This is a genomic window from Actinomadura coerulea (assembly GCF_014208105.1).
Classification (GTDB): Bacteria; Actinomycetota; Actinomycetes; order Streptosporangiales; family Streptosporangiaceae; genus Spirillospora; species Spirillospora coerulea.
In genome coordinates this window covers 6,821,028-6,846,509 of sequence record NZ_JACHMQ010000001.1, presented here as the reverse complement: position 1 = coordinate 6,846,509, position 25,482 = coordinate 6,821,028, and the positions used below count along the sequence as shown (strand labels likewise).

Here is a 25,482-nt window from a genome sequence, read left to right as displayed (position 1 = left end):
GATCCCCTGGTGCTCTTCAAACGATCTTTCGCGGGCGGCGGTCTGCTCGCCCTGCTCGCCCCCCTGGCGCTGGTCGGCGCGCCCCCCGCCTCCGCCGACGGCGGCGAGCCCGCGGAGCCCCCCAAGGTCGAACTGGTCCTCGACGTCAGCGGCTCCATGCGCGCCCGCGACATCGACGGGCTCAGCCGGATGGCGGTCGCCCAGCACTCCTTCGGCGCGGTGGTCGACTCCCTGCCCGCCGAGACGCAGCTCGGCATCCGCGTGCTCGGCGCGCGGTACCGGTTCCCCGGCAGCTCCAAGGCCGTCGGATGCACCGACACCCAGCAGCTCTCCCCGGTCGGCCCGGTGGACAAGGCGCGGGCGAAGGCGGCGATCGCGACGCTGCGCCCCACCGGCTGGACGCCGATCGGGCTGGCGCTCCGCGCGGCGACCAGGGACCTCGGCACCGGGGAGACGACGCGCAGGATCATCCTCATCACCGACGGCGAGGACACCTGCTCGCCGCCCGACCCCTGCGAGGTCGCCCGGCAGCTCGCCTCCCAGGGCACGCACCTCGTCGTCGACACCCTCGGGCTGACCCTCAGCGACAAGGTCCGGCAGCAGCTCACCTGCATCGCCGACGCGACCGGCGGGACCTACACCGCCGTCCAGCACCAGGAGGAGCTGACCGGACGCCTCAACCAGCTCGTCCAGCGCGCCAGGACCACCTACAAGAGGACTCCGGAGAAGGTCGCCGGGACCGCCGGGTGCGCCGACGCCCCCACGCTCGCGCCCGGCGTGTACACCGACCGGGAGCGGTTCAGCGAGCACCGCTGGTACCGCGTGTCGGTGGCTCCGGGCCAGGAGCTGCGCGCGTCCGTCAGCGTCTCGCTCGACCGCACCCTGAACCCCGACCACGGGGTCCTGCTGCGCGCGGTGTCCGGGGCCGGGCAGGAACTCGTCCGCGGGACGGACGCGGGCAGCGGACGCACCGACGTGCGGTCCACCGGCCTGCGCTGGTCGGACCAGCGGACCGGGGCGGACGCCTCCGCCTCGCCCTCGCCGGACGGCGGCTCCGGCGGCACGCCCGTCTGCCTGGTGGTGAGCAACTCCTTCTCCGCCCCGCCGTCGGTGCGGACGTCGCCCGGCATGCCGCTCGAACTGACCGTCGACCTCGTGCCGTCCTCGGACGCGCCGGGCGAACCGGACCTCGGCCGCGGCTGGCTGCTGCTGATCGTGCTCGCCGGGACGGGTCTCGTCGCCGGCCTCGCCACCGGATGGCTCGCCCGGTGGCGGGTGGCCGTCTGGAAGGAGAACTGACCATGCGCGCCTCCCTCCTCCTCGCCCCCGCGGCCGCCTGCGCCGCCCTGGCGGCGGCCGCCGCGCCGGCCGCCGCGGACCCCTCCCCCAGCCCGCGGCCGACGATCGGCACCGCGGGGACGTCCTTCCTGACCGCGACCACCGTGGAACCGGGGCAGCCGGTCCGCGTGCCCGCCTCGACCGGCGACTACCTGTACTGGTCGTTCGCCGCCGCGGCCGGGCAGTCCGGGCGGATCGCGGTGACGGTCGCGCTGCCCCCGGCGGCGAGCCGCCACGGCGCCGCGACGTACACCATCGACGTCTTCGACGGGCTGCGCCGCCGCCAGGCGTGCACGACCGGTCCGCAGAACGCGACGGCGGCGGCGGGGGCCGCGAGCGTCAGGCTCCGCTGCACGCTGCGGCAGGTCCGGGCGTGGGCCGAGCCGTGGTCCGACGACCCGCTGCCCGGCACCTACTACCTGCGGCTCGCGGCGAGCGGCCTGCCCGAGCAGGACCTCGGCCTGCCGATCCGGGCCGACGTGCGGATCAGCGCGAAGGACGGGGACGCCCGGCCGGCGGGCGCGAAGCTGAAGGCGCCGCTGTCCCCGGCCGTCGACCCCGGGACCACGCTCGCCCCGGGCGCCGCGCCGTCGGCGAGCCCCGTGGACTCGGCACCCAAACCGGCGGAGCGGGTGAAGGGCTGGTTCTCCTGGCCGTCCGGCCGGTGGTGGTGGACGATCGGCGGCGGCGTCCTCGCCGCCGTCATGGCCGTGGCGGGCTACAGCCTGACCCGGCATCCGCGCCGCTGGTTCTCCGCCCCGCACTGACCGCCCCGGTCGGATCGGGCTCGACTGTTTACATACATGCCGTATGTATGTACTCTCCTGAGTGATCTTTCAAAGGAGCGCGCATGCGGGCGGTACAGCAGTCGGCGTGGGGTGGCACCGAGACCATGGCGCTGGTCGAGGTGGCGGAACCGGTGCCGGTCTTCGGCGAGGTGCTCGTCAGGGTCATGGCGGCCGGGGTCAATCCGGTGGACGTCTACACGCGCCGCGGGCAGGCGTACAACCGGGTGCTCGACCTGCCGTTCGTCAACGGCTGGGACGTCGCCGGGGAGGTGGTGGAGACCGGCTACGGCACGACCCGGTTCCAGCCGGGCGACCGGGTGTTCGGAATGCCGTGGTTCCCGCGGGCGGCGGGCGGTTACGCCGAGTACGCCACGGCCCCCGCCCGCCACTTCGCCCGCATGCCGGAGGGGATGGCCTTCACCGAGGCGGCCGCGCTGCCGCTGGCCGGCCTGACGGCGTGGCAGATGCTCGTCGAGGTCGCCGCCGTGGCGCCCGGGCAGCGGGTCCTGGTCGCGGGCGCGGCCGGAGGCGTGGGACACCTGGCGGTCCAGATCGCCAAGGCCCGCGGCGCGCACGTGACCGGCACCGCGAGCGCCCCCAAACACGCCTTCGTCCGGGGACTGGGCGCGGACGAGGTGGTCGACTACACCGCGGCCGGGGTGTCCGCCGCGGTGCGGGACATGGACGTCGTCATCCAGATGTTCGGGGGCCGGGCGGGGCTGGAGGCGCTGGAATGCCTGCGGCCGGGCGGCGTCCTGGTCAGCGGCCAGGCGGCCTGGACCCCGGGGCTGCACGAGCGCGCCGCCGACCTCGGCGTGCGCGCCGTGGACTACCTCGTCGACCCCGACGGGGCGGGGCTCGGCGCACTGGCGGAGCTCGTCGCCGGCGGGCGCCTCAAGGTGCATGTGGACGCGGTGTTCCCGCTGGCGGAGGCGGCCGCGGCGCACGACCGCGTCGCCGAGGGCCACACCACCGGAAAGATCGTGCTCGCCGTCGGCGGGCACGCGTGAGAGGAGGGGGGACGGGGATGCCCGAGAAGCGGATGACGCCGGCCGAGGTCGTCCGGGCCTACGCGCGGGCGAAGAGCAGCGCCGACATCCCGGCGGCGATGCGGTTCTGCCACCCGGACGTCGTCTTCGAGACGACCGCCTTCCGGGCCGTCGCGACCGGATGGGACGAGGTCGCCCGGCAGAACACCGCGTTCCTGCGCACCTTCCCCGACTACGGCGTCGAGCTGGAGTACCTGGTCGAGGCCGGCGAGCTGGCCGTCGGCGCCGGGACGGTCCGGGCCACCATGAGGGAGAGCCTGGTGGGGATCGAACCCACGGGACGGTCCTTCGCGCTGCCGTTCGCCTGCCACTGGACCGTGCGGGACGGCCTGATCGCGCATGAGCGGTTCTTCTTCGACTTCCATCAGATGTGCGAGCAGCTCGGGCTGCCCACCGAGGCCGCGGCGGCGAAGTTCGCCGCCTGGCGCGAGCGTACGGAAGGGGCGGCGCGATGACGACGTACGTGCTGGTTCATGGTGCCTGGCACGGCGGCTGGTGCTGGCGCCACGTGGCCGCGCGGTTGCGGGAGGCCGGGCATGAGGTCCACACCCCGACGCTGACCGGCCTCGGCGAGCGCGCCCACCTGGCGGGTCCCGGGATCGGCCTGCGGACGCACGCGGACGACCTCCTGGGCCTGCTGAGGTACGAGGATCTCCGGGACGTCGTGCTCGTCGGGCACAGCTACGCCGGTCTCGTCGTGCGCGAGGCCGCCGACCGCATGCCCGACCGTGTCGCCCGCGTCACCATGGTCGACGCCTGGGCGGGCCGGGACGGGGAGTCGCTGGACGACCTCGCCCCCGCCTTCTTCCGCGACTGGGTCGAACGGGTCACCGTCGACGGCCTGGTCCCGCCCGGCCCCGCGGCCGCCGTCGGCGTGACGGAACCGGACCAGGTCGCGTGGCTGGAGACCAAACTGACGCCCCACCCGCGGCGGACGTTCTCCGAGCCGGCCCTGTTGTCCGGGGCCGTCGACGCGATCCCGTGCCGCGCGGTGCTCTGCACGCCCGACGGCCCCATGCCGTTCGCCCGGATCGCCGACGAGCACGGCTGGGCGGCCACCGTCCTGGACGTCGGCCACGACGCCATGGTCACCGCGCCGCGCGCGTTGGCGGACGTCCTCCTGGACGAGATCCCGTGAAGCAGGGTGGTTCCCTGAAGCGAGGTGCCGCGTGGCCGGGGTGAAGATCGGTTATCTGCTGCCGACCCGCGACCGGGCCGCGGGCGGTGACGACGACCTCGGCCGGCTGATCGAGCACGCCCGGCACGCCGACGCCCTCGGGTTCGACTCCGTCTGGGCCGGGGACAGCCCCCTCACCCGGCCCCGCGCCGATCCCCTGCTCCTGCTGTCCGCCGTCGCCGTCGCCGCACCGCGGCTCACGCTCGGCACCGCGATGATGCTGCCCGCGCTGCGGCATCCGATCCTGGTGGCGCACCAGCTCGCCACGCTTGACCGGCTCGCCGGCGGGCGGCTGGTCGTCGGGATGGGCGCCGGCTTCCCCACCGCCGGCACCGAGGCCCAGTTCGACGCGATCGGCGTGCCCTTCCGGACCCGCTTCAGCCGTCTCGAGGAGTCGATCGAGGTGATGCGGCGGTTGTGGAGCGGCAGGGACGTGTCGTTCACCGGCCGCCACTTCGACTTCCGCGGGGTCACCCTCGCGCCCGCTCCGGCCCGTCCGGGAGGGCCGCCGATCTGGCTGGCGGGAAGCGGCGAACCGTCCCTGCGGCGGGTGGCCCGCCTGGGCGACGGCTGGCTGCCCTATCCGCCCGACGCCGCCGACTACGCGCGCGAGCGGGCAGCCGTCCACCGGTCGGCGGTCCGTCCGGTCACCGCCGCCCTGTACGCGACGCTCTGCCTCGCCGACGATCCACAGCAGGCGCGCGTGCTTCTGCGCGAGAGCATCGAGCGCTACTACAACGCTCCGTTGGAGCGGGTGGAGAAGATCCAGGCCATGTTCGCCGGCCCTCCGGTGGACGCCGCCGCCTGGCTGAACCGCTACATCGGGGCGGGAGCCCGGCACCTCGTCATCCGCCTGGCGGCCGGCGACCACCACGCGGAGCTGGAGCGGTTCGCCTCCCGTGTCCTGCCGCTGCTCGACGTGTGAGGATACGTGGGTGGCAACGAACACGAGTGCGCGCCGGAGCCAGCAGGAACGCACCAGGGCGACCACGGGCGCCCTGGTCGCGGCGGCTCGCGAGCTCTTCATCGACGACGGCTTCTCCGCCACGTCCCTGGACGCGATCTGCGCCAGGGCCAAGGTGACGCGCGGCGCCTTCTACCACCACTTCAGCAACAAGGAGCACATCTTCCGCGAGGTCTACGCCGCCGAGCAGAAGGAGCTCGCCGCGACCGTCCGGCAGGCGTTCCGCGCCGAGCGGGATCCGTGGGACGGGATGTTCGCGGGCTGCCGCGCCCTGCTGGAGGCGTCGCTGGAACCCGCCGTCCGCCGGATCACCCTGGTCGAGGCGCCGGGTGCGCTCGGCTGGTCCGCCATGCGCGACATCCAGGCGGGCTGCAAGGACCAGATGCGGCGCGGGCTGGCCATCGCGGTCGAGGCCGGGTGCATCTCCGAACGGCCGCTGGATCCCCCCACCTCGCTGCTGTACGGCGGGATCTGCGAGAGCGCCCTGGACATCGCGCGCGCCACGAACCAGCACGCCGCGGTGGAGGGTTCGCTGGCGGAGCTCCGCCGGGTGCTCTCGGGCGTCTCCGGCCGTTCGACCGCGGGCTGCGCCCACACGGAGCCCTCCTGAGCCTGGACGCGGCCCGGGTCGTTCAGGGCCTGCGGTCGTGGAAGGTGCGGCGCAGGTCGCTCACCCAGGCGTCGGGGTTCTCCCAGGGGATGAAGTGGCCGCCGTGGTCATGCGCGTTGACGTTGACGTGGTTGAACCAGGCGGCCTGCGGGCCCGTCTTGAACGCCCGGACGCGCTCTTCCGCGGTGTGGATTCCGGGCGGGTTCTCGTACGTGACGAAAGTGAGCCCGACCGGGGCCTGCACGACCGGCGTGCGGTCGTGGGCGGGGGTCCAGGGGTAGCGGTTGGCGTTGGCGTAGTAGCGCATCGACGTGGCGATCGAGTTGTTCGCCCAGTAGATCGTCGCGTGGGTGAGCAGGTCGTCCCTGCTGAAGACGGACTCGACGTCGCCGCCGTTGTCGCTCCAGGCGTTCCAGCGCTCCAGCAGCCAGGCGAGCAGTCCGGCGGGCGAGTCGCTCAGCCCGTGGGCCAGGGTGGCGCCGTCGAGCATGTGCACGGTGAGGTGGGACGCCGAGCGGTGGTCCATCTCGATGATGCGGGCGCGGACGTCGGCGGGCTGGTCGTCGGTGAGGGGCCGGTTCCGGGCGAAGTCCCAGGCGCGGGGGCCGGTGAAGAAGTCGAGCGGCAGCCCGGAGCCGATGTGGACGCCGTACAGCTCGCCGGCGTACTTGTGGCCGAGCTGGCTGGTGACGATCCCGCCGATGTCGCAGCCCCCGGCGGCGTACTTCTCGTATCCGAGGGTCTCGGTCATCAGGGTGTGCCAGAGGTCGGAGACCTTCCAGAAGTTGACGTCCGGGAAGCCGGTGAGCGGGCCGGGGAACCCGAAGCCGGGCAGGGACGGCACGATGACGTCGAACGCGTCGGCGGGGTCGCCGCCGAACGCGGCCGGGTCGGCGAGCGGGTCGATCACCTTCGACCAGTGCCAGAACGTCCACGGCCAGCCGTGGGTGAGGATCAGCGGAATCGGGTGGGGGCCGCGGCCCGGCCTGCGCATGAAGTGCACCGGGACACCGGCGACGCTCACCTGGTAGTGCTCGTAGGCGTTGATGGCGGCCTCGGCCTTGCGCCAGTCGTAGCCGTCCCGCCAGTAGGCGACCAGCCCGCGCAGATAGCTGTCCGGGACGCCGTAGGACCAGTCCTCGTTCCCCTCGTCCAGCGGCGGACGGGTCAATGCGAGACGGGCGCGCAAGTCATCCAGGACCCCGTCGGGCACATGGATCGGCGTCGGCTCCAATGGGAAAGCGTTCGGAGTGGTCACAGCGTGGTTCCTTACTGATGGAGGGACGAACGACATGCTGTCCCCATGCTCGCCGTCGGGATTTCCTCCCAGGACTAGGTGATGTCTTCGGGGAGGAGGGTGGCGAGTTGTTCGGTGGTGAGTTGGGTGCCGGTGCCGGCGAGTTGTTCGGTGCGGCGGGCGTGGGCGGTGATGGCGGAGCGGACGAGTTTGTCGACTTCGCGTCCGTTGCCCTCGCGGAACCGGTCGCGGTGGCCGGTGAGATACGCGGTCAGCGCCTGGCGGGTGGGTTCGGGGACGCGGTAGTCGGCCGCCCGGGCCTTGGCCACGAAGATCGACACCAGCCCTTCGACGGGGTAGGGCCGGAAGGTCAGGGTGCGGGCGAACCGGGACGCCAGGCCGGGGTTGGTGGCCAGGAACCCCTCCATCTCACCGGTGTAGCCGGCGGCGATCACGATGACCTCGTCGCGGTGGTCCTCCATCAGCTTCACCAGCGTGTCGATGGCCTCCTGCCCGAAATCGTGCCCCGATCCGCCCGGACGCGACAGCGTGTAGGCCTCGTCGATGAACAGCACCCCGCCCCGCGCCTGCTGGAACACCTCGGTGGTCTTCAGCGCGGTCTGCCCCACGTACTGACCGACCAGGTCCACCCGCGCCGCCTCCACCACCTGCCCCTGGGCCAACACCCCCAGCGCCGTCAGCAACTCCCCGTAAAGGCGCGCGATGGTGGTCTTGCCCGTGCCGGGCGGGCCCGCGAAGATCAGATGCCCGGTGAACGGCTCGGCCTCCAACCCCGCCGCCCGCCGCCGCCGCGCCGACGCCAGCAGGTCCAGCAGATCCTTGATCTCGCGTTTGACCTCCTCCAGCCCGGTCATCGCCGCCAGACGGTCCAGCACGTCGGTGACCTGGCCGGGATCGCGGGCCTCCCCGAACCGCGCCGCCAGCCCCGCCTCCACATCCAGATCCTGCGCGACCAGCAGGCTCAACTCCTCACCCGAGGGCAACTCGGGAAGATCGGCCAGCCGCTGCGCCTGCCGCTCCACCGCACCCTCGAACACCTGCCGCGCCGCCCGCCCGTTCCCGAACGTCGCATCACGCCGCTGCCCCGCGAAATGCGCCAGCACCGCCGCACGCGCGTCATCGGCCAACCGGTACCCGTCCTTGACCGCGTGCGACTCCACGATCCGCACCAACTCACCCGGACTGTAGTTCTCGAACTCCACCGTCCGCGAGAACCGCGACTTCAACCCCGGATTCGCGGCCAGGAAATCACGCATCTCCGCCGAATACCCCGCCGCGATCACCACCACCTCATCCCGGTGGTCCTCCATCAACTTCACCAGCGTGTCAATGGCCTCCTGCCCGAAATCAGTCCCCGTCGCCTTCCGCGACAACGTGTAAGCCTCATCAATGAACAACACCCCGCCAAGGGCGCGCTGGAACACCTCCGAAGTCCGCAGCGCCGTCCCGCCCACGTTCTCCGACACCAGATCAGCGCGACTGACCTCCACCACCTGGCCTTTTTCGACCACGCCGAGGGCGGCGAGGATCCCCCCGTAAAGCCGCGCCACCGTCGTCTTCCCCGTCCCCGGCGGACCCGCGAACACCATGTGCCGCCCGATCGCCGGACCCGGCGGCAACCCCGCACGCCGCCGCTGCTCAGCCACCTTCTGCAGATTCGCCACCTTACGAATCTCCCGCTTCACCCCCGCCAGACCCACCATCGCCTCCAACCGGCCCAACAGCGCATCCGCCGACCCGCCGACCGGCTCCTGCGAGACGGGCGGCGCGGGTTCGGGCTCGGCCGGCGGCGGGCTCACGGGCTCGGCCGGCGCTTCCTTCACGGACTCGGACGGCGCCCGCTTCGCGGCGTTCGCGGCGGAGTCGTAGTCGAACAGGTCCGGTCTCCCGTTGCCGACACTCGTCAGGTCCTCGATCTGGACGCTCGCGTCCAGGCAGGTGAAGATGCCCCGGCCGATGTTGTCCGCCATCGTGCAGCCGCGGATGATGATCTCGGCACCCGGTTCCACGCTCACGCCCGCGACATTGCCGCCGGTGACCGTCGTTCCCTCCATCAGGGCGCGCGCGCCGGCGACCGCCTGGACGCCGATGTTGCCCGCGTCGGCGATCCGTCCCCGGATGATCGCGGCGTTCGCGTCCTGGGTGAGGAATATGCCGTTGGAGGACGTCTTCAGGACTTCGCAGTCCTCCAGGAGGACGGTGCCCTTCTCGATGACCACGCCTGCCCGGACCGGCGACTCCGTCCTGACCCTTCGCGCGGTCAGCGACCCGCCGGTCGCCACCCACATCCCGTCGGTCCCCGCGCCGGTGATCAGGCAGTCGTCCGCGGTGACGCTGCCCTTGTCCACGGCGACGACGGCCGTCCTGCCCGTGCCGCGGAACTCGCAGTCGCGCAGCACGGCCTCCGCGCGCTCGTCGACCCGGATCCCCGAGTTGACCGGACCGCTGACCGTGCACTGCTCGATCACCGGCTTGGACCCCTCGGTCGCCCAGATGCCGTGGCCGCCCGCGTCGGTGATCTGGCACGACCGCAGGGTCACCGTGCTGCCGCTGCGGATCGCCACCGCGTTGCCCTCGGTCCCGCTGACGGTGGTGCTCTCCATGGCCCCGGACGAGGCGCTGTACACGACCGCGCCTTCCTGGACCTCACAGCCGCGCAGGGTGAGGTTGGCACCTCTCGACGCCCGCACGGCGATCCGGCCCCGGGTCATGAACTCGCACTGCTCCGCGAGGATGGTGCCTTCCGCGACCTCCAGCGCGAGGCCCTTGTCGCTCCAGTTCCGGACGATGAGCCCCTGCAGCGTCACCTTTCCGGTGACTTCGATCGTTCCGACGGTACGGCCGTCGAGCGTCACCGAACCCAGCCCCTCGACGGCCGTCATCACGAAGTCGCCCTTGCTGCGGAACCCCGTGTTCGGGTACGAGCCCGGCTCGATCAAAATATGCCGTCCAGGCGGTGCGTTCGCCGGCAGCGGCGCCTTCAGCGCCTCCAGTACCGTCCGATACGCCCCGGGGGAGGTCAAGGACACGACAAGACGATGCAACGAGCCTCCTCACGAATCACCGTTCATGGTGGCATGAGGAGACCCGTTCCCGCTTCGCCGGTGACCAAGGCGGCCGGTAGTCGGGGGTGACGGACGCCCCGGCTGCGGCACTACTCGCGCTCGGCTGCCGGGGGTACGCGTTCGAGCTTGGTCCAGCCGGTCCAGCCTCGCCGCTTCAGCAGCTCGATCAGGCGGCGGGCTTGAGGCACGGTGTCGAACGCCAGCATGTCCATCAGCCCGACCAGCGGCGGTTCGAGATCGAGGTCGTCGACGTAGTCCTCGCCCCGTTCGTCGGCCATCCGCGTGATGTGGTCGGCCAGTTCATCGGCCAGGTCGGCCAGCCGCCGGTCGTCGGCGGTCTGGCCGAAAGCCTGGTCGAGAGCCTGGCCGAGGGTGCGGAAGAAGCCGACGAGCCGCGGGTCGTTGATCTGCTCGTGCTTGCGGGCCGTCCACTCCGCGACCCGTTCGGGTGAGTGTGCGGCCAGCAGGATCCAGCCGTCGCGCTCGACCTGGACGATCCGCTCCTCGATGCCGAGCGCCCGCAGCCGGTCGAGATACTCGGCCACCTCGGGTGGCAGCGCAAGGTGGTCTCCGGACGCGAGCCGGGCGATCTGCTCCCGGTGACGCTCCCGCTGCCGGATCTCGTCCCGCAGCCGCCTGTCGATGTCCGCGATCGCCGCGGCGAACTCCTCCTCGCCGGCTCGCAGCAACTCCCGCACCCGCGCCAGCGGGACCCCCGCCTGGGCGAGTGTCCGGATTCTGATCAGCTCGATCACGGCGCCCGGGTCGTATCTGCGGTAACCGGACCGGTCCCGCTCCGGCTCCGGCAGCAGTCCCCTGGCGTGGTAGTGCCGCACCGCGCGCACCGTCACTCCGGCGTACGACGCCAGCTCGCCGATGGTCGGCATCGATCGGTCTTTCACGGCGCCGGCACCGAGCCCGCCCGGCCGGCCGTGCTCCGGATGATCCGGGCTATCTCCGGGGCGTGGGTGAAGACCAGCCCGTGGTCGGCTTCGAGCCAGTAGGCGGCGGTACGCGGCCGCTCGCGGACGAGCCGCTCGATTCCGGCACGCCAGTTCCGGTTGAGCCGCTGCCCCTCGCCGCTCTCCCCGGCCATCGAGCTCGACATGATCATGCTCAGCGGCCGGTCGATCCTCCGGTACCGGTCGAGGATCCGGGACCGGACCGCATCGACCTCGACGTTCAGGTCGAGGACGTCCTGTGCGGTGAGCAACACCTGGCGCGCGGTGCCCCGTTCGGCCTCCTGCCGAGCCGCCATCTCCTCCCACATCGCGCGGAGTTCCGGCAGGAGGGCTTCGGTGACGAAGGGTTCGGGCACCGGGTTCGCCCCGTCGATGAGAACGAGTTCGGCCACGGCGCCGGGGTGCTCGGCGGCGAAGTGCACGGCCAGGTCCGCGCCCAGCGAGTAGCCGACGAGCACGGGGGCCGCGTCCAGGCCGAGGCGGTCCAGTTCCTTCATCACGGCGGCCAGATCGCTGAGGAACGCCTCGAATGAGTACCGATCGGCGGCCGAGGCGAGGCCGTGCCCCCGTAGGTCGAAGGTCACCACGTCATGATCGCGCCGCAGCAGCCCGGCAAGTTCGTGCAGGTCGGCCTGCGTGGAGTTCAGTCCTGGGCACAGGACCAGCGGCCGTCCCCGGCCACCTCGGGACACCGGGATCGTGACGCCGTCGTGCTGGATCGTGAGGTTCCGCGTCGTGCTGTTCATAGCGCCCATGGTGAGAGGTTGCCCCTGCGTCAGGGTCAACTTTTGCGGCGGCGTGAGGGGTCAGGGGGACGCGGGTGTGGTGTCGGCGGCCTGGCGGAGTGCGGTGTTCTCGATTCTGATGCGGGTTCTCAGGAGGCCGAGGTTCACGATGGTGAACAGCAGGGCGGTGATCCAGCAGGTGTGCACCAGCGGCAGGGCGATGCCTTCGGCGACGACCGCGACGTAGTTGGGGTGGCGCAGCCGCCGGTAGGGGCCCCTGGCCACCAGCGGCAGGTCCGGAACGATGATCACCCGGGTGTTCCACCGCCTGCCGAGCGTGGCGATGCACCACCAGCGCAGCCCCTGGGCCAGGACGGCGAGGCCCAGCATCGGCCAGCCCAGGGCCGGGATGAAGGGGCGGTCGAGCAGCCACGCCTCCAGCAGCGCCCCGCCGAGCAGGCCGGCATGGGCGGCGGCGATCCCCGGGTAGTGTCCGCGTCCGTACTCGACGCCGCCCCTGCTCAGGGCCCAGGACCGATTGCGGCGGGCCACGGTCAGCTCTGCGATCCGCTCGGCTCCGACGAGCGCGATGAGCAGCGTGAAGCCGATCACCGGGTCACCAGCGCAGCAGGAGCAGTTCGGCGGAGAACCCGGGGCCGAGAGCCATCAGCAGCCCGTTCTCGCCCTCCGGCGGGCGGCGCCGTTCGATCGTCTCCTGCAGGACGTTGAGCACCGAGACCGAGGACAGGTTGCCGAACCGTCGCAGGGAGTCCCAGGTCAGGTCGAGTTCGCCGGCTTCGAGGGCGAAGGCCTCGGCGATCGTCTCGATCACCTTCGGCCCCCCGGGGTGGCAGACCCACGAGGACACCTCGCCGTGAGACAGGCCGTGCTCGCCGAGGAACGCGGTGACGTCGCCGGCCAGCGTCGCCTCGACGTGGTCCACCAGGTCCGCGGCGAGGACGATCCGGAAGCCGTGCTCACCGACGTCCCAGCCCATGAGCCTGCCGGTGCCGGGATAGAGCTTGCTGCGGGTCGCGACGACCCGGGGCCCCCAGCGGCTCGGCCCCCTCGCGCCGGTACGCCGGTCGCCTCCGACCGCCACGACGGCCGCGGCACCGTCCCCGAACAGACCGCTCGCCACGAGGTTGGCCAGCGACTCGTCGTCGCGCTGCGCCGTCAGCGAGCACAGCTCGACGCACACCAGCACCGCCACCTGGTCGGGCCACGCGCGAAGGTAGTCGTACAGCCGCGACAGCCCCACCGCGCCGGCCGCGCATCCCAGACCGAAGATCGGTACCCGCTTGACGTCGTCCCGCAGGCCCACGCGCTGGGCCAGGGACGCGTCCAGCGAGGGGGTGGCGACTCCGGTCGAGGAGCAGAAGACCAGCTGGTCGACCTGCGACGGGTCGACCCCGGACGCCTCCAGCGCCCCCCGGACCGCTCTTTCCCCGAGCGACAGCGCGGTCTCGACATAGGCGCCGTTCGCGGTGGTGAAGCCGTCGAGGTTCGCGTAGTTCTCGATCGGCAGGGCCAGGTACCGGCCCGTCACCCGGGTGGCGGTGTGGAAACGCTCCACCACCCGCCGGTCGGCGCCGGTGGCCCCGACGACGGCCTCGGTGATCTCAGCCTGGTCGTAGTGATGTTCCGGCAGGACGGTCTGCACACCCGCTACACGCACGGCTCCCCCTAAGCCTCCCCCTGCCACCTCTCTACCCACCAGCTCTCTACCCACCAGCGCGGCTTGTACCAGCGCGGCCTGTAAGAGCGGACGGGCGACGGCCACGGCGACCGTGCGACGGTCACCGTGGCCGGCGGGGGAACCCTTACGCCTTGGGCAGCACGTTCAGCCGCTGCAGCAACTCACGCGTGACCGTGGCGCGCTTGGCGGCGTCGCCGTCCTTCACGATGTCGATGTTCAGCGCGAACGTGGACACGCGTCCGCCGCGGTCGACCCACCCGACCCACCAGCCGGTACCGGGGCCGGGGGCGTTCTGCCAGCCCGACTTGGCGTACAGCGTGTACCCGTCCTTCTCCTCCTGCTTGATCAGATCGCGGACGGTGCGCTGGTTCGCGCGCGAGGCGGGCAGGCGCTCGGCCGCCAGCCGCTCCAGGAACCGGGTCTGCTCCACGGCGGAGATCTTCAGCGGGCCGTCCAGCCAGAACCGGTCCACCTTGGTCCCGGTCTGGCGGTTGCCGTAGCCGAACCGGTGCAGCCACTGCCGTTCGCGCTGCAGCCCGATGCGACGGGCGATCACCTGGAACGCGGCGGCGTTGGAGATGCGGATGGCCTCCCGCATCGTCATGTCCTGCTCCCACTCGGGGAACGGCTGCGGCGTCCCGTCCCAGGGGATCACCTCGTCGGGGCTCTTGACCGCCCCGGTCTCCAGGGCGACCAGGGCGTGCGGGACCTTGAAGCTGGAGGCGGGCACGAGCGGCGTCTCGGCGAGCCGCCGGTCCACCACGGTCGTGGCGCGGCTGTTCACGTCCAGCAGGGCGAACGAGCCGTGCACGCCCGCCGCGTCGAAGACGGCCCGCAGATCGTCGCGCTCGGTGACGCCGGGCCGGATGTGATCGGCCGCCGCGACGGCGGCGGCCGCGCGCGGGGCGGAGTCGTGGGCGGTCGCGCCGCACGCGGCGGTGCCGAAGAGGGTGAGCGCCGCGAGCGCGGTGGCGCCCAGCCGGACGCGCGCGGTTCGGGAGGAAGGTCTGATCATGCGCTCACCCGATCATTGATCAGCGCCCCCTGTCCAATACTGATATCGATCAGCGAATCATACTCAGATCGATATCATTGCAGCTCACCGCGTCGGCCACGCGGTCACGCACCGTGATTACATTTCCTCTGAAAAGGTACTTTTTCTCAATTTATCTGCCGCCCATCGTCCCGCCCTCGCTTCGGACCGCTTCCTGAGTACGCGCTGGAATTTCGAGGCCCCGGACCACCGCCACCGGTGTTTGTTGCGGATGTTTAATCGACATATAATCCTGGCCCGGCAGGCCGGAATACTTTCTGAGCCGACTCTTCTTCATCCCGCCGATTTCTGCCAGCATCACTTTAGGGAACTACTAGGGCAATCCCGGCCGCGGCGCCGAAGGCGGAGCACGCGAAGCCATGCGAAGCCGTAGTGCGCCGCGCGGCATCGGTTCCTCCCCTACCACCGGCGACGCCGGTGTGATCAACTCCCGCCCCGCCCGGCGGCGGCAGGCCAACCGGCGAACGCGGAGGAAGTCCCATGGCGAAGAACCGAAATGCGATTCTGTGGGGGACGTGCCCCCGGAACCTGTCCGGCTCCGACTTCGCCGAGAAGGACGCCTCCTACGGACCGCTGACCATCCGCCGCTCCTACCAGCCCGCCGCCGCGGGCATGCCCGCGTCCTGGAGGCAGAGCACCGGCGGCGTGGACGTGGGGAAGCGGGCCAGCTGCTGGAGCGCGAAGCCGTCGATCACCGCGATGGCCGGCGGGAACCTCGACGGGCAGACGCTGAGGTTCCTGCGGTCCATCCCCAAGAGCCACATCGCCTTCGTGTCGATCTGGCACGAGGGCGACGGCAAGATCCGTCATGGCGCCTTCCGCCTCGCGACGTACACGGCGGCCCTGAAGCGCTTCTTCGGGCTGGTGCGGCAGGTGCAGTCGGAGGGCTGGACGAACCTGCACACGATCCAGATCCTCACCACCTGGTCGGGCACCTCGCCCAGAGCCGGCAGCACCTATGCCGACACCTGGCCGGGCAGCGGGCTCGTGGACGTCCTCGGCGTGGACGGCTACTCCCACCTCGGCAGCGGCACCACCCTGTGGGGGCCTGCGGTGGAATTCGCCCGTTCGAAGGACATCCCGTGGGCGGTCCCGGAGATCGGTTACGGCAGAACCGGCACGAGGAGCGTGACCTGGTTGAAGGACCAGGTCGCCTACCTGACGACGACGCCGGGCGGCGGGGCGCACACGAGGTGCGCGTTCGCATGCTGGTTCGACACCGTCGGCCCCATCTCGACTCCGACGCCCGGAAACGTCTCGGGATGGATCGCGGCGGCCAAGGACGCGTCGCAGACCTACTACAGCGATGACAACGACTTCGTGCTCTGACCGAGACAGGGCCGAGTCCTCCGGTCCCCGGGATCGTGACGCGGGGCATCGGCCAGGAGCGCGACTGACCCGGACCGCCCGTGCCGACGACCAACGGTGACGAGGACCGACGGTGACGAGGACCGACGGCGACGAGGACCGACGGCGACGAGGATCCGCATGGTGAGAAGGGACGAGGCAGACCGATGGCCGAAGCCGAACGCATGGACGAGGTCGATGTGAACCCCGGCGTGCACAGGGCGACCGAGACCGACGAGGCGCAGGTCCTGCGCGAGCTGTACGGCGAGCCCGACGCCGGCGGGATCTTCCGCGGGCGGGACGGGAACGGCGAGGAGGGCCGGACATGAGCGCCGCGAAGATGATCGCGGCGGCGCGGAGGTCGCTGGGGATGTCGGGGCGCCCGAACCCCATCACGCGGGAGTACGCGGCCCGCAACGGGAAGGAGTACCTGCGCGCGTCCTGGTGCGACATGGCGATCACCTACTGGGCCCGGCACTCCGGCAACGCCTCGGCGGTACTGCCGGGCGGAGACCGCGCCTACACCGTGTGGCACGTGGACGACTTCGAGAAGGCCGGTCGCTGGCACGCCGGTACCGCTTCCGCGGTCGCCCGGGCCAGGCCCGGCGACATCGTCTTCTTCGACTGGGGCGGAAGCGACCGCGGCGGCTCGGTCGACCATGTCGGCGTCGTGGAGAAGGTCCTGGGCGGCGGACGGCTCCAGACGATCGAAGCCAACACCGGCGACGCGGTGAAGCGCCGCGTCCGCGCGACCGGCGTCATCGCCGGCTACGGACGGCCCGCTTACGGAAGCGGCTGGATGGAGGACGCCGTGAAGGACCTGCCAATGATCTCCAAGGGCGCGAAGGGCTCCAACGAGGCGGTGCAGACCGCGCGGGGCCTGCTGCTCGCACGCAGTCATCCCGAGGTCGGGACCAGAATGGACCGCGACTTCGACGCGACCATGGACAAGGCCGTCCGCGCCGTCCAGAAGTGGGCGAAGATCGAGAACGACGGGATCATCGGTCCCGACACCTGGAGCGTTCTCCTTCGCGTCCGCTGATCCGGAGGGGGCACCCCACCGCGAACGCCTTGGGTCACGCGTGCGGTGCCCGCCTAGGGCCAGCCCGGCGCCACGAACGGCGCGGGCCGCCGGCGTCCCTGACGAGCGGCCGGATCCCGGCGTCGGGGAACCGATCAGACGGGTGGTTCGTCGCAGGTTCCGTGGTCGTTCAGGAGATCAGGAACGAAGGGGCGAGATGACTCGGTTTCCGCAGCCGCCGGCCCCGGCGGACCTCGCCGCCGCCGGGCCCAGGGGCGCCAAGAGGATGCTGACCAAGGCCGCGGATCCGTTGCCCGCGGCCGACCTGGCACCGTTCTTCGAGCAGGCCTGCCGGGAGCTGGCGCGGGCGGGTGAGAGCGAGCTCGCGTTCTGGGCGTTCGGACAGGCGCGCAAGGTCGAGAAGGACCATCCGGCGCTGCTCGACCTCGACCGGGTCCAGAAGGTCTTCCTCGAGCTGGTGCCCGCGGGCGGTGTCGGGCCGGCCGCGCTGCGCGACTACGCGAAGACGCTCGCCGCGGAGCTGCCGGGCGAGGAGGCGCACGCCCGCTTCCGTGAAGTGGTCTGCGCGGCGTTCGACGCGGGGGTCGTCCCGTATGCCCGGATCTTCCCCGACCTGCGCATGCTGGCCCGCGGCGCGAAGATCAAGAAGCGGGACGAGGAGGAGTTCCTGGCCGAGCGGCTGCTCCGTGCGGGGCTCGTGCCCGTCGCGTCCCACCAGGTCTGGGCGGCCGCCCGCGCGCCGCTCGCCGCGGTCGCCGAACGCGACGCCGACCTGATGAAGCTGCTGGTCGCCGCCGAACCCGACCGCGCCCGGCACGAGGAGGAGAGCGGCGAGGAGGTCGCCGAGGAGATCCGGCAGATGTGGCTGGAGTCCCTCGCCGAGAGCGGGGCGGGGGCGCACCTGCCGGCGCAGTGGTTCGGCACCGCGGGACGGGGATGCGCGGCCGCCGTCCTGCTGAGGCTCGCCGACCAGGCGGGGGATCGGCTGTTCCCGGACGCCGAGGTGGTGTACGGCGAGGAGACCGACCCGGCGGTCCCGCCCCCCGACCACCGGCACATCATCCCCCGGGGGCGGATGGGCACCGACTCGCCCAACTGGTGGGGTTCGGGATTCGACGCGAAGCAGCACGCCGCGGACGTGGCGTCCGGGCCGGAAGGACGCGAGCGTTTCGCCGGCCTGCTGGACGCGTTCGTCCGCGACCTGGGGTACTACGGCAACGTCGACTACCCGGCCACGGTCAGGGAGCTGTGGGATCTGCCGGAGACCCGGGAGGTGCTGCGCGAGGCCGTCGACGGCTGGAAGGCCGACGCGGGCCGCCCGGACCTCCCCTTCCTGCACGACGCCCTGCACCGCCTGGTGCGGCTCACCGGCCGCGGCGGCTACCTCGACCTGGAGCCGGACGCCGCCGAGGACCTCGAACCCGCCGACCCCGTGGACGCCCTGCTGGCGGCCCTGCGCGGCGGCGTTCCCGCCGAGTTCGCCGTGCCCGGCGACGCGACGCCGTCGAAGTCACCGAAGGCGGGCAGGACGATCATCCAGCACCTCGGCCACCTCACCATCGCCGAACGGGGCTGGCACGCCCACGCGTCCGTCGCCGGCGAGGACGGCCCGGCGCTGAGGCTCCCCCAGCTGCCCGACGGGATGCTGCCCTGGTACGACGGGAAGACCGGCGTCGTGTCACGGATCAAGGACGGCGTCTGGCAGACGTTCCGGGTCGAGGGGCAGACGGGCGAGAGCGTCGCGCTGACCCTGGACCCCGGCACCGCCACCGCGCGGCCCGAGGCGCCGGGAACCGCCGAGGTGACGTTCCCGGGCGCCGCCGGGCCGAGCGAGGTCCGGTTGAGCCGCGGTGCGATCACGGTCACCGCCCCCGACGGAACCCGGACGGCCCGGCTGCTCTTCTCGCCCGTCATGAGCAGTAAGAGCAGCCTCGTGCCGCCGCCCGGCTGGTGGCCGCGGCGGGACCCGGCGGACCCGGACGGGTCGGCGGCGCTGCGACGACTCGACCGCGGGGGCGCGGCGCGCCTGCTGGAGGCGGCGCTGACCGGGCCGCGCGCGGCCGCCGAGGCGCTGGAGGCCGTGCTGCCCGAGGTGACCGCGCCGGCGCTGCGCGACGGCGTCCTCGAAGCGGCCCGGACGGCCGCCCAGTGCCTGCTCCTGGCCATCGAGTCGCGCGACCGGACCGGCCGCCTCCAGCCTCCGGCACTGCCCGCGCTGGTCTCACCGGCCGCCGGCCTGCCCTTCCGGCGCACCGCGGCGCAGACGAGGTGGCTCGTGCGCCAACGGCTTCTGGCGCGCGCGCTGGAATCGGCGGCGACCGGGGAACCGGCGGCCGGCGAGCCCTACCTCGTCCGGACGGTCTCCCTGCCGCCCCGCGCCTCCGTGGGCGCCGACCTCGACACCCTGGCGGGCTTCGCGCTCCCGGCCGTCCTGCCGTGGACTTCCGACTCGGACCGCGAGAGCGTCCTCGACGTCCTGCGGCTCTGGGCCAACGCTCCGATCGGCGACGGCGCGGGCGCCTGCCGGAAACTGCGCCTCACCCCGGCGGGCGGCGAGGAGCAGTCCAACGCCGAACGCCAGATGGTCGACAGGCGGCTGGAGGAGGAGGCGCCCGGGGAGCTCTGGCGCACCCCGGACGGCGCCCTGCTGATCTTGGACTACCAGCGGCGCGACCGGATCGCGACGGCCGTGGAGTACGCGCCCGGCGGAACGTTCGGCCCGACCACCCCGCCCGGGTGGCGGGCGGCTCGGCCCCCGGCTCCCTGCTGGGGCGGCGCCGACCGGATCGTCCGGCTGCTCCGGCTGCTGGACGATCGCGGCCCCGCGCCGATCGACGCCTCCGCCACCGTCCGCCTCCTGGCGGAACGTGCGGGGTTCGGCTTGGCGGACGCCGTCGCGGTCTGCAAGTTCCCCGCGGAGGTCCTGGACGCTGACATACCCATGGCCGGCGCCACGCTCCCCTTCCCCATGCGGGACGCGGTGCGGGAACGCCTGCTGCCGGACGACCCGGCCGCCCTCTGGACCGGCGGCCTCGCCGTGGAGGCGGCGACCGGATGGTGGCGGGCCCACGGCGAGACCCGCCCCTCGAAGCCGTGAGCGCTCTCAGCGGGCGCTGCGCTCCAGCATGTCGTGCATGTACGCGCGGAAGCGGCGGAGGGTCGGGGGGTGGTCCGCGAAGCGCCGGTTCCCCTCCTCGTCGACGATGCCCACATGGATGAACCCGTTGACGATCCAGATGATGTTCCAGAGGCCGAGTTCGAGGTCGTAGTCGGCGCGGACCGCGCCTCGGAACATCTCGACCACGGCGGCGAGCAGCGGCCGGTACAGGCCCTCGACGTCCTGCACGTCGGCCGCGTCCTGGAGCCAGCGGTGCACCCAAAGGGCCCGCAGCTGCGGATGGGCCACCGAGTAGTCCAGGTAGCTGTCCACCAGCGTCCGCAGTCCGGTGATGTCGGGCGGGACGCGCGCCATCACGCTCCTCATGTACGCGCCCTCGGCGTCGGCGTACCTCGTCATCACCTCCAGGTAGAGGTGCTGCTTGTCCTCCGCGAGCCGGCTGATCTTCTGCGCGCTCATCCCGGCGACCTCGCCGATCATCTGCAGCGTGGTCCCGTCGTATCCGAGCTGCACGAAGAGCCTGCCCGCCGCCTCGACGACCAGCTCGTACTCCTCTGCGTCCTCCTGGGCAGCCACAGTCCCTCCCCGGACACGCGGTCTTCCAGCGGTCCTTCCCCGGCTCGTCCGGGGCATCCGGCGGACGGCACAGAATGAGCCCGCATTTCGGTCATTCTTGGACAAGTCCACACCGTCCGCCCCGGCTGACGAGCCGCGGCACCCGCCCCGGGTGATCGCCGTCCCGGCCGGACGGCGGCCCGCGCGGTGCGCGTGCGGGCCGCCGCCGTCATGCGACGCCTTTCTACCCGCCGGTGCAGCGCCCGCATCGCAGGTTCTTCAGTGTTCTCGCCTCGCCGCATTCACCGCAGTGCGGACAGTAGGCGACCGTGCTTCTGACCCAGCATTGGGCGCTGAGGGCTTCACTTCCGAATCTGTGGTCCATGGCGTCGCCGTCGCTTTCAACGGCCGTCCCGTCGTCGCGGCCGTTGCCGTTGAGGACTGGATAGCGGCGATCGCACGACCCGCACCGCCTCAACTCCCAACTCGCCCCGCAGACCTCGCAGGTGCTGCGGAACGTGGACCCGTCCCGCGCCTGGAAGGTGCGGGAGGGGTCCCCTGAGGCGTTCCGGCACAGGGGGCATCGGGCGAGTTCCGCCAGGCTCTCCGCGGCGGCCTTCATCTCGTCCTGCAACCGGGCGACGAGCTCGGCGTTGCCCCCTCGCTGCATGAACTGGGCGGTGCGATGGCCGAGCGTCCCGATCCGGCGCCGCACCGCGGCGAGTTCACGGGGTGCGGGCGGTCTCACGACGGTGAGGCCGTTCGTGCTCGTGGCGATCCAGTCCGCCCCGTCCGCGACGGCGTTCGCGTAGCTGCCGGGGCAGTCGATGCGGGCCGGGTACTTCGCGAACAGGTGCTGGGCGAGGGCCCAGCGCAGGCTGCGCGCCAGCCGGGTCACGCTGTCGATCTCCAGCGGTGACACCGGAAGGATCGACGGTGCCCGGCCGCCTCCGGGCGGTGCGGGCGCCTCGCAGCTCTGGAACGCCCTGAGCCGGACGTGGAGCGGAAGCCTCCCGCGCCCCTCGCGCTGCCCGGGGTAGACGACCAGCGTGCGCGGGTCGGTCGCGGCCGCGGCGGCGAGCGCGTCGATCTCCTGGGCCGTCCGGCCCGGCTGCTCCGAAGCGACGAGCGCGTGCGGCACCGGAACCACGCGCAGGACGGGCTCGCCTCCACGGCTCAGCACGAATGTTCCGGTCTGCTCCCAGCGAAGGCTGACGGCCTCCGAATACCGACCAGCGCATCGGGCTTCTCCGCCGGGCTCGAACGGGCCCTCTGGGACCAGGTCCAATTGCGCCAGCGCATGCGTGAGAAGGAGGCCGGTGTACAGCGTGAACGATTCGCACCACTCCTGGATCCGGTCGTTCGACGGACCGGACGTCCCTTTCCCGCCCTTCGCTGCGACCCATGCCCGCCAAAGTTCCGCGGATCGTCTGTACCTGTCGTCGTTCGTGAAGACGTTGGTACTGCGCAGAACGGTGCCGACATCGGTGTGACGGTGGACCCCCGGCAGAATCGTCGGCCCGCGGAGTTCGACCAGGGCGTTGCGCAGTCTCTCCAGATCCTCACGCAGTCGTTTGGCCCTGGTACGCCGTGCGCTGCTCTCGACGAGCCCTTCTATGAGGAAGAACATGTACTGGCTCACCCGCCATGGGCGGCCGCTCGCGTCCTCCGCGTAGGTGCTCACATCGTCGAGCATGGCCTCGATCCGCTCGACCTCGGCCAGCCGTCCCCGCACGTGGTCCCAGAGATGGTCGACGAGCCTGGCGAGCACCCGGTTCTCGTAGAAATCCAGATCGGTCTCGCGGGCGGGGTCGAGAAGGCGGGCCGGGCGGACGCCGTTGGGACGCAGCGCCGCCCAGTCCTCGCTGCGAGCGGTGAGACGGGTGATGGCGGCGGGAGTGACGCGCCGTGCCCGCGACGCCGGCACCAGCCGGTTCACGGCCCGCAGCCGGGCCACGGGCTGGTGGCACGCCGCGCGCAGATGCGGGAGGCAGCGCCCGATCACCTCGTCGATGTCGCGGGGTCGCAGCCGCTCGTCAATGTCGGCCCCGCCCATCAGCGGAGTCTCCGACAGCCACTCCTCCGCGGCGGTGCCCTGGGCGACCAGCGAGTGGAGCCTTCTGCCGACGGCCGTGACGATGTACGTCGTGATGTCGTCGGGCATGGCGTGGTGCCCGAAGTCGCCTTCGTCGCGGTGGTGCCGGGTCTCGTCCCACAGCGTCCACGTCCCGTCCGCCGCCAGGTACCGGCCGGGGCGCGCGGCGGCCGCGTTCAGGGACAGGAGCCGGCCGCCGGGCGCGAAGAACAGCCTGCCGAGGGGCATGGGCCCGCCCGGCGGCCGCTCCACCTCGCGCCCCAGCAGCCGGTCCCAGATCCGCACCGGCATGTCAGACGCCCCTCCGCAGGTGGATCTCCTCGTCGAGCCGTTCCAGCGACCGGGCCGGGGCGGTCCCGAACGGCTCCCAGAGCCGCTCCAGATCGTCGCGGAGCCCCTGGATCAGGTCGAAGGGGATCTCGAACCGGCCGCGCAGCTTGCGCAGGACGCGGGTCGCGAAGGCGTGGTCGGCCGCCAGCCCCTCGCCGCCGCCCGCCGCGCACACGACCGGGACGAAGGACTCCAGGTACTTCATGGTCCGGGAGCCCGACGAGAGCCGGAAATCGCGGAAGAGGCGGTCCCGCAGCTCACCGTCCAGGAAGGCGGACACGCTCCGCGCGGCCTCCGCGTGCGTCCGGCGGGCGCGCCCGAAGGCCGCTTCGAGGGCGCCGAGCGCCAGCGGGGCGTCCAGTGGCGGGACCGGCTCGGGCTCGAACGTCTCGGGGCGGGCGGGCAGTTCCAGCACGTGCGAGCGGTCGTAGGTCTTGTCGGCGAAGGCCACCGTCGTCTCGTCGTGGTTGGCCGTGCCGATGAACCAGACGTTCGGCGGGATGACGAGCTTGCGGCCGTCCACGAGCCCTCGGGGGGCCGGCTGGACCTCGGTCGTCATGAGCTCCAGGCTGGGCGGGGCGCCGTTCGGCTTCCTCGTCTGCCCTATCTGGTACAGGACCTCGCTGAAGTACTGCTCCGGGTGCGACAGGTTCATCTCGTCCAGCACGACGAAGAACGGACGGTCGGCGTGGGCGGGGCGACCGGCCTGGTAGAGCGCCTGGGTGAAGGGCGACTCGTAGAACCTGCGCTCGAACGCGTTGAAGTACCCGACGAGATCCTGCGGGGTGCGCCAGTCCGCGCTCACCGGGACGAGCGCGGTCTCCGCCTGGAGGGCCCTGGCGAAGACGATCGGCAGCTGCGTCTTGCCGATGCCGCTGATCCCCTGGAGGAGGTGAAGCCGCGACGCGGCCAGCCCGCCCAGGAAAAGGATCAGGTCCTCCTCGGAGTAGAACATGCGGTACTGCTGCGCGACGTAGTTCCGGAGCCAGTAGACGAACCCGTCCAGCGGCGGGACGCGGCCCAGGAGGTCGTCGCGCTTCTCGTCGTACCGCGCGTCCATCGCGTGGCATTCGGGGAAGGGCGACTCGCCTTCCTTCCGTGCCGTCAGGCTCTGGATGTCCTGGTGCAGTTCCTGGACGCGGACGCGGTAGGCGCCGACCGAGGCCTCCATGGCCTCCTTGGTGACCTTGAGCCGTTCGAGTTCCAGGGCGGTGATCTGGTGGCCGGTGAGCTGCCGCTGCAACCGCTCGTTGTCGGCGACGAGGACCGCGCGCTCCTCCCGCCAGCCGCGCTCGGCCTCCTGAAGCCTGGCGAGCCTTTCCGTCACGTCCTCGGGCACCTGGCGCCGGAGGCGGAGCTCGGCGTTCTGGGCACGCAGCTCCTCCAGTTCCTTCAGCACCTCGTCGGGCGACCGGTGGCCGAAGGCCCGGTCGACGCGGTTCCGCTCGTCGCGCTCCTTCTCCATGTCGGCGGCGTGGTCCTGGAGCGCTCCGCAGCGCTGCTCCAGTTCCCTGGAACGCAGCTCGGCCCGTTCCACGGCCGCGGCGACGGCGTGCTCCACGCGTTCTCCCAGCAGCGCACGCGCATCGGCCAGGTCCTCGTCACGGGCGTTGAGCCCGACCTCGAACTCCCGGAGGCGCGCCCGTTCCGCGGTGAGCCTCTCCGTCCGCTCGGCCAGTTCCCGGCGCTGCGCCTCAAGCTCGGCGCCGAGCGCGGCCCTGGTCCGGGCGTGCTCCTCCGCCAGCTCGCGCTGCCGGGCCTCGACGTCCCGCCGGGTGCTCTCCAGCGCCTTTCTCGCTTCGGCGAGCGCGGTCTCCTTCGCGCGTTCCCGGGCGGCGGCGAGCCGCCGCTCCTCCTCGATCAGCCGCTCCTCCCGCTCGTCGAGTTCGCCGCTCCTCTTCCGGACGAGGTCGCGCTGCGCCGCCAGGTCCCGGGCGTCCTCCTCGACGGCGGCGAGCCGCTCGGCCGCCTCGCCGGTTCTGCGATCCAGATCCCGCCGCGTCTCGTCCAGGCGCTCGGCGGCCCGCGTGAACAGGGCCACGGCCTCGGCGGCCTCCTGCCACTTGGCGGCGGCGGCCTTGCCGTCCACCCCCTCGGCCGGAGGTTCGGCGGGCGCGGGCAGGGACTCCTCGCCTCCGGCCGCCGCCACCGCTTCGGCGCGGCGCGCTTCGACCTCCTCCTCGGCCGCCTTCTGGTTCACCGGCTTGGCGGCGGAGGGCCTGGTCCGGCGCTGGGGCGTCTGCCTGCGCGCCTGAGCGGGGCGCTTCTTGGCCATCGTGGACTACTCGTCCTTCCTGGGGGTGGAA

At 72.2% G+C, this 25,482-nt stretch carries 22 protein-coding genes; 11 read left to right on the top strand and 11 right to left on the bottom strand.

The features are described 5' to 3' along the window. Nucleotides 1–9: 9 nt before the first annotated feature. The 7 genes from BKA00_RS31750 (at nt 10) to BKA00_RS31720 (ending at nt 5,926) form a co-directional block, all read left to right on the top strand. Nucleotides 10–1,299 (top strand): VWA domain-containing protein, encoded by a 1,290-nt coding sequence (locus BKA00_RS31750; protein WP_221493375.1) that lies wholly within the window; start codon nt 10–12, stop codon nt 1,297–1,299. 2 nt (nt 1,300–1,301) lie between these two features. Next, nucleotides 1,302–2,105, top strand: a complete 804-nt coding sequence (locus BKA00_RS31745) for a peptidase (protein ID WP_185031323.1) — start codon at nt 1,302–1,304, stop codon at nt 2,103–2,105. 83 nt (nt 2,106–2,188) lie between these two features. Continuing rightward, nucleotides 2,189–3,136, top strand: coding sequence for an NADP-dependent oxidoreductase (locus BKA00_RS31740; protein ID WP_185031321.1), 948 nt, complete (start codon nt 2,189–2,191; stop codon nt 3,134–3,136). A gap of 17 nt (nt 3,137–3,153) precedes the next feature. Beyond that, a complete protein-coding gene (locus tag BKA00_RS31735; protein ID WP_185031319.1) occupies nt 3,154–3,630 on the top strand; it encodes an ester cyclase in 477 nt (158 codons plus the stop codon). After that, entirely contained in the window at nt 3,627–4,313 is a 687-nt protein-coding gene (locus BKA00_RS31730) for an alpha/beta fold hydrolase (RefSeq protein ID WP_185031317.1), read from the top strand. The genes BKA00_RS31735 and BKA00_RS31730 overlap by 4 nt, the downstream gene beginning before the upstream one ends. Before the next feature lie 31 nt (nt 4,314–4,344). Next, nucleotides 4,345–5,277, top strand: a complete 933-nt coding sequence (locus BKA00_RS31725) for an LLM class flavin-dependent oxidoreductase (RefSeq protein ID WP_185031315.1) — start codon at nt 4,345–4,347, stop codon at nt 5,275–5,277. 10 nt (nt 5,278–5,287) lie between these two features. Next, nucleotides 5,288–5,926 carry a TetR/AcrR family transcriptional regulator gene (locus BKA00_RS31720; RefSeq protein WP_185031313.1) on the top strand — a complete coding sequence of 213 codons (639 nt, stop codon included), beginning with the start codon at nt 5,288–5,290 and terminating at the stop codon, nt 5,924–5,926. A 22-nt stretch (nt 5,927–5,948) separates the two neighbouring features. On the opposite strand, the gene BKA00_RS31715 is transcribed toward BKA00_RS31720, so the two are convergent. The 8 genes from BKA00_RS31715 to BKA00_RS31680 form a co-directional block, all read right to left on the bottom strand. Further along, on the bottom strand, nt 5,949–7,220 hold the full coding sequence (locus BKA00_RS31715) for an epoxide hydrolase family protein (protein WP_221493374.1): 1,272 nt from the start codon (nt 7,218–7,220) through the stop codon (nt 5,949–5,951). 38 nt (nt 7,221–7,258) lie between these two features. Further along, entirely contained in the window at nt 7,259–10,213 is a 2,955-nt protein-coding gene (locus tag BKA00_RS31710) for an AAA family ATPase (RefSeq protein WP_338072181.1), read from the bottom strand. A gap of 125 nt (nt 10,214–10,338) precedes the next feature. Then, nucleotides 10,339–11,136, bottom strand: a complete 798-nt coding sequence (locus BKA00_RS31705) for a MerR family transcriptional regulator (protein ID WP_185031307.1) — start codon at nt 11,134–11,136, stop codon at nt 10,339–10,341. Nucleotides 11,137–11,147: 11 nt separating this feature from the next. Next, nucleotides 11,148–11,957, bottom strand: coding sequence for an alpha/beta fold hydrolase (locus tag BKA00_RS31700; protein ID WP_230299056.1), 810 nt, complete (start codon nt 11,955–11,957; stop codon nt 11,148–11,150). A gap of 60 nt (nt 11,958–12,017) precedes the next feature. After that, the gene (locus BKA00_RS31695) at nt 12,018–12,548 is read right to left on the bottom strand and encodes an isoprenylcysteine carboxyl methyltransferase family protein (RefSeq protein WP_185031304.1); all 531 of its coding nucleotides are present in this window, start codon (nt 12,546–12,548) and stop codon (nt 12,018–12,020) included. Nucleotides 12,549–12,552: 4 nt separating this feature from the next. Further along, nucleotides 12,553–13,614, bottom strand: coding sequence for a type III polyketide synthase (locus tag BKA00_RS31690; RefSeq protein ID WP_185031302.1), 1,062 nt, complete (start codon nt 13,612–13,614; stop codon nt 12,553–12,555). Between the two features lie 145 nt (nt 13,615–13,759). Then, nucleotides 13,760–14,650 (bottom strand): class D beta-lactamase, encoded by an 891-nt coding sequence (gene blaOXA, locus BKA00_RS31685; protein WP_185031300.1) that lies wholly within the window; start codon nt 14,648–14,650, stop codon nt 13,760–13,762. 151 nt (nt 14,651–14,801) lie between these two features. Then, a complete protein-coding gene (locus BKA00_RS31680; RefSeq protein WP_185031298.1) occupies nt 14,802–14,987 on the bottom strand; it encodes a hypothetical protein in 186 nt (61 codons plus the stop codon). A 182-nt stretch (nt 14,988–15,169) separates the two neighbouring features. On the opposite strand from BKA00_RS31680, the gene BKA00_RS31675 reads away from it, so the two are divergent. The 4 genes from BKA00_RS31675 to BKA00_RS31660 all read left to right on the top strand — a co-directional run bounded on the left by BKA00_RS31675 (nt 15,170) and on the right by BKA00_RS31660 (nt 20,175). Then, a complete protein-coding gene (locus BKA00_RS31675) occupies nt 15,170–16,018 on the top strand; it encodes a glycoside hydrolase family 26 protein (protein WP_185031297.1) in 849 nt (282 codons plus the stop codon). 185 nt (nt 16,019–16,203) lie between these two features. Then, nucleotides 16,204–16,365 carry a hypothetical protein gene (locus BKA00_RS31670; protein ID WP_185031295.1) on the top strand — a complete coding sequence of 54 codons (162 nt, stop codon included), beginning with the start codon at nt 16,204–16,206 and terminating at the stop codon, nt 16,363–16,365. After that, a complete protein-coding gene (locus tag BKA00_RS31665; protein WP_185031293.1) occupies nt 16,362–17,078 on the top strand; it encodes a CHAP domain-containing protein in 717 nt (238 codons plus the stop codon). Before BKA00_RS31670 ends, BKA00_RS31665 begins: the two co-directional genes overlap by 4 nt. A 196-nt stretch (nt 17,079–17,274) precedes the next feature. Beyond that, nucleotides 17,275–20,175, top strand: coding sequence for a hypothetical protein (locus BKA00_RS31660; RefSeq protein ID WP_185031291.1), 2,901 nt, complete (start codon nt 17,275–17,277; stop codon nt 20,173–20,175). A 6-nt stretch (nt 20,176–20,181) separates the two neighbouring features. Here the strand turns inward: BKA00_RS31660 and BKA00_RS31655 are convergent, their stop codons facing one another. The 3 genes from BKA00_RS31655 to BKA00_RS31645 all read right to left on the bottom strand — a co-directional run bounded on the left by BKA00_RS31655 (nt 20,182) and on the right by BKA00_RS31645 (nt 25,451). Then, nucleotides 20,182–20,772 carry a TetR/AcrR family transcriptional regulator gene (locus BKA00_RS31655; RefSeq protein ID WP_185031290.1) on the bottom strand — a complete coding sequence of 197 codons (591 nt, stop codon included), beginning with the start codon at nt 20,770–20,772 and terminating at the stop codon, nt 20,182–20,184. 223 nt (nt 20,773–20,995) lie between these two features. After that, the gene (locus BKA00_RS31650) at nt 20,996–23,137 is read right to left on the bottom strand and encodes a hypothetical protein (RefSeq protein WP_185031288.1); all 2,142 of its coding nucleotides are present in this window, start codon (nt 23,135–23,137) and stop codon (nt 20,996–20,998) included. Nucleotide 23,138: 1 nt separating this feature from the next. Next, entirely contained in the window at nt 23,139–25,451 is a 2,313-nt protein-coding gene (locus BKA00_RS31645; protein WP_185031286.1) for an AAA family ATPase, read from the bottom strand. Between the last annotated feature and the right edge of the window lie 31 nt (nt 25,452–25,482).

Excerpts from the sequence above, each read along its gene's own strand:
- BKA00_RS31745 (WP_185031323.1), top strand. The coding sequence starts at position 1,302 with ATGCGCGCCTCCCTCCTCCTCGCCCCCGCGGCCGCCTGCGCCGCCCTG.
- BKA00_RS31740 (WP_185031321.1), top strand. The coding sequence starts at position 2,189 with ATGCGGGCGGTACAGCAGTCGGCGTGGGGTGGCACCGAGACCATGGCG.
- BKA00_RS31735 (WP_185031319.1), top strand. The coding sequence starts at position 3,154 with ATGCCCGAGAAGCGGATGACGCCGGCCGAGGTCGTCCGGGCCTACGCG.
- BKA00_RS31730 (WP_185031317.1), top strand. The coding sequence starts at position 3,627 with ATGACGACGTACGTGCTGGTTCATGGTGCCTGGCACGGCGGCTGGTGC.
- BKA00_RS31715 (WP_221493374.1), bottom strand. The coding sequence starts at position 7,220 with ATGTCGTTCGTCCCTCCATCAGTAAGGAACCACGCTGTGACCACTCCG.
- BKA00_RS31705 (WP_185031307.1), bottom strand. The coding sequence starts at position 11,136 with ATGCCGACCATCGGCGAGCTGGCGTCGTACGCCGGAGTGACGGTGCGC.
- BKA00_RS31700 (WP_230299056.1), bottom strand. The coding sequence starts at position 11,957 with ATGAACAGCACGACGCGGAACCTCACGATCCAGCACGACGGCGTCACG.
- blaOXA (WP_185031300.1), bottom strand. The coding sequence starts at position 14,650 with ATGATCAGACCTTCCTCCCGAACCGCGCGCGTCCGGCTGGGCGCCACC.
- BKA00_RS31680 (WP_185031298.1), bottom strand. The coding sequence starts at position 14,987 with ATGCTGGCAGAAATCGGCGGGATGAAGAAGAGTCGGCTCAGAAAGTAT.
- BKA00_RS31675 (WP_185031297.1), top strand. The coding sequence starts at position 15,170 with ATGGCGAAGAACCGAAATGCGATTCTGTGGGGGACGTGCCCCCGGAAC.
- BKA00_RS31670 (WP_185031295.1), top strand. The coding sequence starts at position 16,204 with ATGGCCGAAGCCGAACGCATGGACGAGGTCGATGTGAACCCCGGCGTG.
- BKA00_RS31665 (WP_185031293.1), top strand. The coding sequence starts at position 16,362 with ATGAGCGCCGCGAAGATGATCGCGGCGGCGCGGAGGTCGCTGGGGATG.
- BKA00_RS31660 (WP_185031291.1), top strand. The coding sequence starts at position 17,275 with ATGACTCGGTTTCCGCAGCCGCCGGCCCCGGCGGACCTCGCCGCCGCC.
- BKA00_RS31650 (WP_185031288.1), bottom strand. The coding sequence starts at position 23,137 with ATGCCGGTGCGGATCTGGGACCGGCTGCTGGGGCGCGAGGTGGAGCGG.
- BKA00_RS31645 (WP_185031286.1), bottom strand. The coding sequence starts at position 25,451 with ATGGCCAAGAAGCGCCCCGCTCAGGCGCGCAGGCAGACGCCCCAGCGC.